Genomic DNA, 10989 nt, shown 5'->3' on the forward strand with positions numbered 1-10989 from the left:
GATGCGATACGCCAGAAAAGACGGGAGTTTACCGTAGGGGATTAATCAACGCTAGAGGAAGCCTGAAGGCAACCTACATTGGGCTAGAGAGTAAGGATGATGATTGGGAAAAATACAGCCATGGGATGGGAGAGATTTAGGAAGGATGCCTCTTTTCGACAGGCATCCTATTTTGTCTCATGCCCTCTTCTGGCAGTAGGCTGTATTTGTGCCGAATATGTGTTTAATCCCCGATTTGTAGCCGGTGGCTTGTGAGTCAAAGCCTATCAGTGTAAGGGTTTAAGTGCTGAAGCCGATGATGAGATTTGAACTCACGACCTACCGATTACGAATCGGTTGCTCTACCACTGAGCTACATCGGCAATGACCATCCTTTAGTGTAGCATAGACTTAGATTTTAGACTAGAATCTACAGGGAATACGCAAAAGAAAAGATTCAAACTCAACGTTGAATGACAGAACGTACTTTTTGGTTAGCCTGGTCACAATTACCGAAGGTGGGGCCGGTTTTGCTACAAAGAATTGAGGATCGGTTTGGCAGTTTGGCAGCCGCGTGGCAAGCAGATGCGATCGCCCTCAGTTCTATAGAAGGAGTTGGAATCAAAACCGCACAATCCTGGGTAGCTCATCGTAAACAGCTCGATCCGATCGCCCTTTTAGAACAGCATTTACAAACGAATCCTCAATTTTGGACTCCTAGCGATGCCCTTTATCCACGCTTACTATTAGAAATCCCCAGTCCTCCACCGGTACTCTATTATCGAGGCATAGTGGAACCCGAAGAAAATCAAGGAATCAGACCAGCCGTAGCCATTGTGGGTACTCGTGAGGTGACCGACTATGGCAGGCGATGGACCTATCGCCTCAGTAAGCAATTAGCCCAACGGGGATTTACAATTGTTTCTGGCATGGCTCAAGGGGTGGATACTCAAGCCCATCGGGGATGTTTAGACGCAGGAGGGCGTACCATCGCTGTTTTGGGAACTGGAGTTGATATTATCTATCCTCCGGGCAATCAATCCCTTTACAACCAGATCCTCGAACAAGGATTAGCGATCGGTGAATATCCCGCAGGAGTCCAACCCAACCGGGCCCATTTTCCCCAACGGAATCGTATTGTGGCGGGATTGAGTCGAGCCGTATTAGTCACTGAAGCACCGACTCACTCAGGAGCATTGATTACGGCCAGATTAGCCAATGAATTTGGCCGGGATGTCTATGTCTTGCCTGGCCGAATTGATGATGAGAACTCTAAAGGATGTCTGGGTTTAATCAGTAAAGGGGCACAGGTGCTGATTAATGAAGGGTATGTATTAGAGCTGTTGTCCCAAATTCCAGAACTCGATCCGGTGATTCCAAGAGAGAACGTACCCACTCAACAGTTATCCTTATTCCCCACATCTCCTAAACCTGCACCTGCTCCTGTTCCCTCGTTACCTCCTTTGCAACAGAAGGTATTAGAGGGCATAAAGATGGAAGCGACTTCCCTGGATGCGATCGTACAGCAAACGGGATTAAGTGCAGCAGAAGTTTCCTCGACCTTAATCGAATTAGAGCTACTGGGATTAGTGTCCCAATTACCTGGAATGAGATACCAGCGTTAAAACTGTCCTATCTCAAGGCAGAATTGAGAAAATTATCCAGATCGCTATCCGATCTGCTTGAAAGTTAAGCTAGACAACCCATTGCTAGGAACTGCTGGCCGATGGTATTCGTCATTCCCCCTTAAGCCAAAACCTATACTGTCAGTTTTGCCGGAACCTTGGGGGATAGATCTTCTTATAGTTGGGGAAATCCCTAGAACACGTCTCTCAGTTTTATCTTATGAACACGCGATCTATTCTCACTCTTCTTTTAAGTCTTTCCTCAACGGTCTTTATCTCTTCTGTGCAACCGGCTTATGCCAACCCTGTGAAAGAGACAGAAATTAACGCCCAATCCTATGCACTCATGGAAAAAGCGACGATTTGGAAACAACTACCCACACCAGACCAAACTATTACCGCTTTAGACATTAGTCCGACAGGAAATTTTGCCGTGGGGGGGAGTGAAGAGGCGATCGTTCATTTATGGGATTTAAGAGCGCAACAAGTGGTTCGTGACCTGCACAGTCATACCGCCAAAGTTACCTCAGTGGTGTTTAGTCCTAATGGACGAACTTTTATTAGTGGTAGTACTGATAAAACGATCAAAATTTGGAATTTAGCTATGTTAAGGCTAAACATGACTATCTATACAGATCATGAAATTCATTCCTTAGCTGTAAGTCCCCATGGACAAACCTTTGCCAGTGGTAATGAGGATGGTACTGTAGAAGTTTGGAATTTAAATACGGGTAAAAAAAGACGAGAATTTAGTACACCAATACAGTCAAAAGTTGAAGTCTCTTATAGTGATGATGGTAACTTTTTAGTGACTCGTTATCCCGATCGCGATATCGTGCATTTTTGGAATCCGCTGACTGGAGAGTTGTTAGGCTCCAATCTTGCCGAAGATCCGTTGCCTGTAGACCAATGGTCAGAGATAGCTTGTAGTGGTTTATCGGAATCGCTAAGAGATAAACCTGGTAGTGAGGGATTTTGGTCAGAGCTTTGTGGCGAGATAGCTTCTACTGCTCAAGGAAACTTGTGGGCTAATATTGACTCTCATTCTATTGTTTTGTGGCGTTTGCCAAATCCTCTCAAATTCACGGCTAACCAAGATTCAAATCCCGATTTACTTGGTTCCGAAGAGGCGATCGCCAGCATCCCCTAGACCGGGTAAAATATAGCCATGCTCGTCTAAGCACTCATCAATGGCAGTCGTATAAATTGGGATATCTGGATGTTCTTCCTGAACATGCTCTAACCCTTCGGGAGCGGCTAATAGACAGACAAACTTAATTGATGTTGGGTTCAGTTCTTTTAACCGACTAATGGCAGCAACAGCAGTATTACCAGTGGCTAACATGGGATCGACAATGAACATATCTCGCTCTTCGACATCATGGGGAACCTTGAGATAATACTCAATGGGAATCAAGGTTCTCGGATCTCGGTATAAGCCAATATGTCCCACCCGCGCAGAAGGAATGAGTTCCAACATGCCATCTAAAATGCCTTGTCCAGCTCGCATAATGGAAATCACTACCATTTTCTTTTCTGGCGCTAAAACGGGTGCTTCCATTACCCCTAAAGGAGTCTTAATCTCTTCTAATTTTAAGGGTAAATCTCTCGTCACTTCATAGGCAAGTAACAAGCTAATTTCTTTGAGCAAAGAGCGAAATTTGGCTGTACTGGTTTCCTCGCGACGCATGAGGGTTAGTTTATGGGCAATGAGGGGATGGTTAATAACGGTAACGTTGGACATTAGAGATAGCGCTTCATGCTGGTAATGGGTAATTAGGAAATAGGAATGGATAAACTGTAGAGTTGACAGTAAATTATTGATAATTATAAGCTGTAGCCATTGAGCTATGCCCGATCTATGGTTACCGTTCAAGTTCTGACTTTAGCAGAATTTCTACAACGCTCTAATTTAGAAGCGTCCCCCGCGTGGGAATTTTTCCAGGGAGAAGCCCACTTAAAACCGATGCCAACCGTTGACCATAGCATTTTACAGAAACGATTGACTGGGGCAATTGATCAAGCAGGAAGTGCCTATGAAGCCTTTCCAGAGTTACGCTGCACTCTAACGGAGCAGTCTGTTGTTCCCGATATTACCATTATTCGCGGTGATCGCATCCCAGTGCAAAATACAGCCGTTTCTGGCGCTCCTGACTGGATGATTGAAATTCTTTCTCGCGACCAAAGTACCACAGCTTTAATTAGCAAAATTCAGCTCTGTTTGCAAGCTGGAACTCAACTGGGATGGTTAATAGACTCAACAGAACAAGTGATTATGGTATTTTGGCCAGATAAGCGGATGATTCTCTATCGCGGTGAGGATGTGCTTCCAGTTTTAGAGGGTATTGAGTTGCAGTTAACCGTCAATCAGGTTTTTAGCTGGTTATTGAGATAACCACAGAGACACAAAGGAACACGGAGAAGAACTAGAATACTGTGCCATCGCTGTCAATGCGTAGAGGAGGAACTCCATCAGGGCGGAGTTGGGCGGCAATTTTGCGTCCTGCTGTCCAACTTCCGCCTTGTAGGAGTTTGACGAGGGGGAAGTCATCGGCAGTTAAGCCTAATTTTTCGCGGATGATTTCTGCGAGTTGATCGAGTAAAATTACAGTGAGGGAACGCCATTCGATAATCAGTTCTGAATCGACTTTATGGGAAATTGTTAACCAGGCACTATCTTTTATTTCTAATACGCCTAAGTCTAAGAAAAGTCCGCCATTGCGATATTCGGGTAGCCCGGTAAGTTGATTTAAATCAGTGATGGTTAAACCCAGTTCTTGCAAGGGTTCGAGCAGAGAGTAAGTTAACCATTGGGAGAGTTTGTGAAAGGGGATGAATTGGGAGCCTATTCCGGTATTGGGGAGGGCAGAATGTTGCCAAACATCGCCTAGGTTAACGCCATCGAGGATTAATCGTCCGGGCCAAATTTCCCCTAGACTCTCTAGAATAGTCTGGAAAATTGTGACAACGGATAACTGATTATTTTGAGTTTGTCCTAGCCAACTGTGGATTAGATCGCTGGGACGGGGGGGAGAATTGGGAAAAACTTGGGGGTAGTTGGAGAGAACTTGACCGAGTTTTTGCAGGAGTTGCACCCTTCCGGAGATGCCGACTAAGGGATTTTCGGGAGTAGTTTGAAAAGCGGTTTCTAGGGTGGTTTCAGTCAAATTTTGCAGGGCGAGACTATCGACTTGATAGGGACGATCTGGACTGCTGGAAAATAGACCTTCAGAAAAGGCGTGAAAACTGGCAAGGGCTAATCCTTCAGAACGGCTGTAAGTGTTGTTTGTATTGGGTTCTTGATAGTGCCATTGTGCGCCTGCACCGGCATCTAGGAGGACGCTGATGATGGCTAAATCGAGTTTAGATTTGGCTTGTTCTAGATCGGAATAGGCAGATAGTGAGCGTTGCAGTTGTTCTAAACGGGAGTTGTCCCCAACTTCAAAGTGTCGCCACCGGGAATGAAAGGGAACGTTGAGATCGGGATATTCAGCACGAATGACTTCAATGACGTAATCCGCAATATCGGGTAGTTTGGATAAGTGGCAGCGAAAGCCCGATAGTTGGTCAGATTGGGCTAAATCGAATAGGATTGAAGCGCGATCGCGAATCGTTTGTGGTAATCTTAACTCTCTGATAACTTCCTGCATCTATCTTCCTCCTTGAAATGACGATAAAGTTTGGCTCTTAGCCTTCTCCATAAACTGACGAGCCAGTTTTATTTTCGACCGGTTCGCTTCTGTTGAATTTTCTCCTGAATATAATCAGCAGCAGTCATGGGCAATGTCAATTTTTGCTGGCTTTGTTTAATTGTTATTTCCCAAGCACTCGCGACACCGATCGACTTCTGATGTTGACGATCTTCCATCCAGTTACGGACGCGATCGCTTAAATTGGCATTTCCGGTAAAAAAAACCAGTTTCTCGATCGCTAGTTTAGAGACTTGCGATTGTCGTTGATTTGGCCAACTTTATATAACCTCAAGACGCACCTAAACTGGCTAATACTTCCCGCAAGATATCGGGCGGAACTTGGTCAGTAATCTTTGCTTCCGTTTGTTCTGTGGGTAAAATAAACCGAACGCGACCCGATTTTACCTTTTTATCGGTTTGCAAGCTATCTAAAATGCTCTCAATGCTCACTTGTGAGGGAATGCGTGTGGGTAAGCCAGTTTTTTCAATTAACGCTAACTGACGCTGATCCCAATCTTGTCCCCAGAATCCCATCTTCAGAGCTATTTTACTGACGGCTACCATCCCGATCGCCACTGCTTCGCCGTGAATCACCTGCTCATAACCCGTTAAACTCTCGATCGCATGACCAATCGTATGTCCATAATTGAGAATTGCCCGTAACCCGGCTTCCTTCTCATCCTCACTCACTACCTGCGCCTTGGCTTCACAGGAACGAGTTAAAATTAAGTTCAATAACTCTGGTTCAATCTCCTCAAACCGATCCAGCCGTTTTGACCGTTCAAGTCGCTCAAATAGCTCTAAATCCCAAATCACTCCATACTTAATGACTTCCGCCATTCCTGCGCGAAATTCTCGCTCTGGTAGAGTTTTTAGCACCTGGGGGTCAATCCAAACAAGACGCGGTTGATAAAATGCCCCAATCAGATTTTTGCCCAAGGGATGATTGACTCCCGTTTTACCGCCAATGGAAGCATCCACCATGGCGAGTAGGGAGGTGGGGACTTGCACAAAGTTGACTCCCCTGAGCCATGTGGCAGCGGCAAACCCAGTCATATCACCAATTACACCACCACCAAGGGCGACGAGGGTAGAGGAGCGCTCTAGGCGGTTTTCCAGGGCACAATCATAGATGGTTTGAATGGAGTCCAGGGTTTTGTATTGTTCTCCTGCGGGGATCAGATGGGAGTAGACGGTAAAACCAGCATCGGTTAAGGAAGCGATTGCCTGTTCTGCGTAGTAATCTGCGATCGTAGGATTAGACACCACCAGCACCTTTTTCCCCAAACCTTTTATGTCCGAAGGAAACTGAGCCATACGAGAGCCAAGTTCGTCAAGAGAGCCTGGGGCGATCGCAATCTCATAAGACAATGCCCCCAACTCCACCCGCACCGTAGACCCTGAAACCAATCCATCTATCATCGCTTTGTGGTTCAACTCTTTGTCAATCAGTTGTATTCTAGTTTACGGAATGTTGGGATTAATCTCAAGACTGAATCACTGAGTTAACAAAAGGAGAAAAAACATGAGCATTGGTGGAGCCATTACCTACTTTGCCTTCCTCGGAGGCATGATTGGTGTAGCCCTGACCCTATGGTTTGGACTACGGGCGATTAAGTTAATCTAAAATTACCCACCCTGTGCCCTGAGCACAGTCGAAGGGCACAGGGATGGGTAAGTGGGGGGACATGAAGACGATCTTCTATTACCTATTCCCTATTACCTAATTCCCTAGAGAGGGTACAGATGAATTCTCAAGTGACGCTGAATACTCTATCTTTATACGACCAGGATTATCATCTTTGGCTAGAGCAAACGTTAATTCAGTTGCGTTCCCATAACTTTGAAGGAGTCGATCTAGACCATTTAATTGAGGAGTTAGAAAGTTTGGGGAAACGGGAGAAACGAGCCATTTCTAGCTATTTAATGCGACTGTGCGAACATCTGCTCAAGATCCAGTATTGGGAAGCAGAGCGAGAACGATGCTTTCGAGGCTGGAATACAGAAATCACCAATTTTCGGATTGAAATTGCAGAAGAATTGGAAAGTAGTCCGAGTCTGAATGTGTTTTTAGAGGAAAATTTTGTTAAGCAGTATCAAAATGGGAGAAAATTATTTCTCAAAGCCAGCGAGTTAGATGAAGGACTAATTCCCTATTCCCCTAAGTTCACCTTAGAACAGGCTTTAGATGAAAACTGGCTACCAAATAATGAATAATTTAATTGGGGGACACGACGCGCAGACATGGAGACGCGGCGATCTCCAATTCCCTATTCCCTAATTCCCTGTTAGTATGAAGACTCAACGGTTAAAAACTCTGTTAATTGGGAAATTTTCCCTGTTCCGTCTGCTGCGATCGGCGATCGTCATTTATACCATTCTCTGCATCTACATTTTCGTGATCGCAGACAGTAGAATTTTTCTTCCTCCAGATACTACCTATCAAACCTTACCCCAGACCGTTACCCTCACCTCCGAACCGGGTATCAACATTACTGGTCAATATCTCCCCAACCCCAGCGCCACCTATACTCTCCTCTATAGCCATGGCAATGCCGAAGATCTGGGGATGATTCAACCGGTTCTCGAACACTTGAATCAACTGGGATTTAGCGTCTTTGCCTACGACTATCGAGGCTATGGAACCAGCGAAGGAAAACCTACAGAACGAGGTGCCTATCAAGATATTCGCGCGGCCTATACTTATCTAACCGAAACGCTGAAGATTCCCCCCAGTCAAATTGTTCTCTATGGTCGTTCCGTCGGTGGTGGCCCCTCTATCGATTTAGCCACCGAGATGCCCATTGCCACCTTAGTCACTGAAAATACATTTATTTCTGTCTTGCGGATTGTAACTTGGATACCTCTATTTCCGTTCGACAAATTTAATAATATCGGCAAAATAAATAAAATCAGCGCTCCCGTGTTAATTTTCCATGCAACTTTGGATCGGGTGATTACATTGAGCCATGGTCAGAAACTCTACCAAGTTGCCAATGCGCCGAAAATGTTGGTTCCTATTGAGGGGTTAGGGCATAATGATTGGATGGGAAGAGTCGATCTCTATAACCAAAATCTACAAGAAGTGAGCAGAGGACAGGCGATTCCAATATAGCGTCTAGGCAAGAGGCAACAGCTACAGGTTTCAGATACGCGAGTATGGGCAAGATTGAACCGGGAATGAAAACTAGCCTCCCTTTGTGGCAGCGATGTCGCTCACTGGTGTGTGAGCAGATTTGGCCTAAACTCTCAACAGTTTGGAAAGATTCCCAAAATTCCTGGCTTGATTGGGTTACGGTAAGAAATTCGGTGGTCATTGTCACGTTAACCACTACAGTCTTAGTGGTGGCGTTGAGAAAAGTGGGCTGGACTGAATCACCGGAATTGTTGATTTATGACCAGTTTACCCAGTGGAGGGCGATCGCCGAAACTGACGATCGACTCTTAATTGTCGGTGTTACAGAAGAGGATATTCAGGTGCAACAGAGGTATCCCCTATCCGATGAAACCATCGATCAGCTTTTACAGAAATTAGAGGCCCATGAGCCAAGGGTTATTGGTTTAGATATCTATCGAGATATTCCCCAAAATCCTGGCCGTGAGCAATTGATGGCCTATTTACAAGCGGAAGATAATCGTACCGTAACCGTTTGTCAACTGAGCAAAGGGGACGATGATATTGGGGTTCCTCCCCCTCCCGGAGTAGCGAATAAAAACCTCGGATTTGCCGATGTGGTGATTGACAACGATGGGGTGATTCGTCGCAGTTTGTTATGGGGTAGACCCTTACCTTCTTCTAGATGTCAGATCAAACAAGCCTTTTCGCTGCAACTGACACGCCATTATTTAACCGATGAAAATATTGAAGTAAAACCCTTTGAAGGAACGCTGATGTTAGGTTCAGTGCCTTTAACCCGCCTACAAGCTAATACGGGGGGTTATCAGGGAGTGGATGCTCAGGGTTATCAAATTTTATTGAAATATCATTCTCCCGATCGCGTGGCTCGCAAAGTAACATTAACAGATGTTTTGCAAGATCGGGTCGATCCGAGTTGGATACGCGATCGCATTATTCTGATTGGTGTCACTGCTCCTAGCTTAAATGATTACTTTTATACGCCCTACAGCCGAGGACAAGAAAGCAATCATCAAATGCCAGGGGTAGAAATTCATGCCCAAATGATTAGCCAACTTCTCAATGCGGCTTTAGAGGGTCAACCATTGATGAGTACCTGGTCAGATCGGGTGGAAATCCTCTGGATTCTAGGGTGGGCAGGAGTGGGTGCTGTGTTAAGTTGGAAGATCAATCATCCGTTGCGTTTATCGGGAACTTTGGCGATCGCCCTCTTGGGTTTAGCTGGAAGTAGCTGGTGGTTCTTTCAATCTTCCCTTTGGGTTCCCCTATTTTCCCCCATATTGGGATTGTTGATCAGCAGTAGTGGAGTCTTTGGGTATCGGTCTTATCAAACCGAAAAACTGCAACAACACATGGCTGCACGGGTAAAACAACAAGAGAAAGACTTGAAGCTTTTGCAAACCTTTTTAGAGGAACAGACCCAACGACAAGATGCCACTCAATTAGAAAGCTCAGAAGAGACGAAAACTTGGACAGCAACCGAGGGATATGAGGAGGATGAATCTACCCAAATTGCTCCGGAAAATACAGAAGAATGGACTCAACCGATGAGTCTGTTAGGAGGACGTTATCATATCACAAAAGTATTAGGAGCGGGAGGATTTGGGCAAACCTATTTGGCCCAGGATATTCAGCGTCCTCGACATCCCATTTGTGTGATTAAGCATCTACGACCGTTGCAGACGGAGGGGAATTTCTTTCAGGTTGCCCAACGGTTGTTTAATACGGAAGCAGAAATCTTAGAGATTGTAGGGCAACACGATCAAATTCCTCAATTGTTTGCCTATTTTGAAGAACATCAAGAGTTTTATTTAGTTGAAGAGTATATTGAAGGTAGTTCTTTAAGTGAGGAATTGGGAGAAAATCATTGCTTAGAGGTGGATCGAGTGGTGGCGCTAATCTTGGATATTTTGCAAGTGTTGTCGTTTGTCCATCAATATCAAGTCATCCATCGAGATATTAAACCCAGTAATATTATTCGTCGCCAGAGCGATCGCCGCCTCTGTTTAATTGATTTTGGTGCAGTTAAGCAGTTTGCTCCCCATTTAGATGAAGAGACAGAACGGTTTACAGTGGCGATCGGCACCAAAGGCTATGCTGCTCCAGAACAATTGATGGGACAGCCGAGACTCTGTAGTGATGTTTACTCTGTAGGCATGATTGCCATCCATGCTTTAACTGGTATTTCTCCCCAGAAGTTACGCCAAGATTGGAGCAGTGGTAGCGCTATTTGGCATCATTTGGTTGAGGAAACGGTAAGTGTGGAACTGATGGATATTTTAGACCAGATGGTAGCTTATCATTTCCGCGATCGCTATCCTTCTGCTGCTGAGGTGATCGATGCCTTGAAAAAATTAGGTTGAATATATAGCGCTTCTCTTTTCTATGGAGTATAGCTTGAAGACTTGACCCTAAGCCATACAAACTATTGCTTATTGCTAGAGTGGGAAGCGCCATAATAGTCAATGAACGTTAGTGAACCTGAGTTCGGGTTAAGCAGAAGGGGGCAAAGCCCACTCTAAATGAAGTCGAGGCTTCTTCGGTTGATGGCAATAAG

The 10989-nt window shown here is 45.2% G+C and carries 11 protein-coding genes and 1 tRNA gene; 7 read left to right on the forward strand and 5 right to left on the reverse strand.

The genetic code is table 11. From position 1 onward, the window contains the following. Window positions 1–290: 290 nt before the first annotated feature. A tRNA-Thr gene (locus tag J7529_RS23385) sits at window positions 291–362 on the reverse strand. Between the two features lie 90 nt (window positions 363–452). Between J7529_RS23385 and dprA the strand changes: the two genes are divergently transcribed. After that, window positions 453–1604, forward strand: coding sequence for a DNA-processing protein DprA (dprA, locus tag J7529_RS23390; protein WP_318730973.1), 1152 nt, complete (start codon window positions 453–455; stop codon window positions 1602–1604). Window positions 1605–1824: 220 nt separating this feature from the next. Continuing rightward, window positions 1825–2754 (forward strand): eIF2A-related protein, encoded by a 930-nt coding sequence (locus J7529_RS23395; RefSeq protein ID WP_318730974.1) that lies wholly within the window; start codon window positions 1825–1827, stop codon window positions 2752–2754. Here J7529_RS23395 and upp read toward each other — a convergent pair. Next, complete coding sequence (upp, locus tag J7529_RS23400; protein WP_271936922.1) at window positions 2716–3348, reverse strand: uracil phosphoribosyltransferase; 633 nt, start codon at window positions 3346–3348, stop codon at window positions 2716–2718. The genes J7529_RS23395 and upp overlap by 39 nt on opposite strands. A gap of 117 nt (window positions 3349–3465) precedes the next feature. On the opposite strand from upp, the gene J7529_RS23405 reads away from it, so the two are divergent. Continuing rightward, window positions 3466–3999 (forward strand): Uma2 family endonuclease, encoded by a 534-nt coding sequence (locus J7529_RS23405; RefSeq protein WP_318730975.1) that lies wholly within the window; start codon window positions 3466–3468, stop codon window positions 3997–3999. A 31-nt stretch (window positions 4000–4030) separates the two neighbouring features. On the opposite strand, the gene J7529_RS23410 is transcribed toward J7529_RS23405, so the two are convergent. From J7529_RS23410 to aroB, 3 genes are all read right to left on the reverse strand, one after another. Further along, window positions 4031–5254, reverse strand: coding sequence for a URC4/urg3 family protein (locus tag J7529_RS23410; RefSeq protein ID WP_318730976.1), 1224 nt, complete (start codon window positions 5252–5254; stop codon window positions 4031–4033). Window positions 5255–5322: 68 nt separating this feature from the next. Continuing rightward, complete coding sequence (locus tag J7529_RS23415; RefSeq protein WP_318730977.1) at window positions 5323–5472, reverse strand: hypothetical protein; 150 nt, start codon at window positions 5470–5472, stop codon at window positions 5323–5325. 112 nt (window positions 5473–5584) lie between these two features. After that, window positions 5585–6718 (reverse strand): 3-dehydroquinate synthase, encoded by a 1134-nt coding sequence (gene aroB, locus J7529_RS23420; RefSeq protein WP_318730978.1) that lies wholly within the window; start codon window positions 6716–6718, stop codon window positions 5585–5587. Between the two features lie 103 nt (window positions 6719–6821). Here aroB and J7529_RS23425 point away from each other — a divergent pair, with 103 nt between their 5' ends. The 4 genes from J7529_RS23425 (at window position 6822) to J7529_RS23440 (ending at window position 10795) form a co-directional block, all read left to right on the forward strand. Continuing rightward, complete coding sequence (locus J7529_RS23425) at window positions 6822–6923, forward strand: cytochrome b6-f complex subunit PetL (RefSeq protein WP_271936917.1); 102 nt, start codon at window positions 6822–6824, stop codon at window positions 6921–6923. Between the two features lie 119 nt (window positions 6924–7042). Beyond that, window positions 7043–7513: a DUF29 domain-containing protein gene (locus J7529_RS23430; protein ID WP_318730979.1), complete on the forward strand. Its 471-nt coding sequence runs from the start codon at window positions 7043–7045 to the stop codon at window positions 7511–7513. A 76-nt stretch (window positions 7514–7589) separates the two neighbouring features. Further along, window positions 7590–8411, forward strand: a complete 822-nt coding sequence (locus J7529_RS23435) for an alpha/beta hydrolase (protein WP_318730980.1) — start codon at window positions 7590–7592, stop codon at window positions 8409–8411. Between the two features lie 65 nt (window positions 8412–8476). Beyond that, the gene (locus tag J7529_RS23440) at window positions 8477–10795 is read left to right on the forward strand and encodes a CHASE2 domain-containing serine/threonine-protein kinase (RefSeq protein WP_318730981.1); all 2319 of its coding nucleotides are present in this window, start codon (window positions 8477–8479) and stop codon (window positions 10793–10795) included. The last annotated feature ends 194 nt before the right edge of the window (window positions 10796–10989 follow it).

The sequence above is a fragment of the Roseofilum sp. Guam genome, assembly GCF_017746735.1.
GTDB classification, from domain to species: Bacteria; Cyanobacteriota; Cyanobacteriia; order Cyanobacteriales; family Desertifilaceae; genus Roseofilum; species Roseofilum reptotaenium.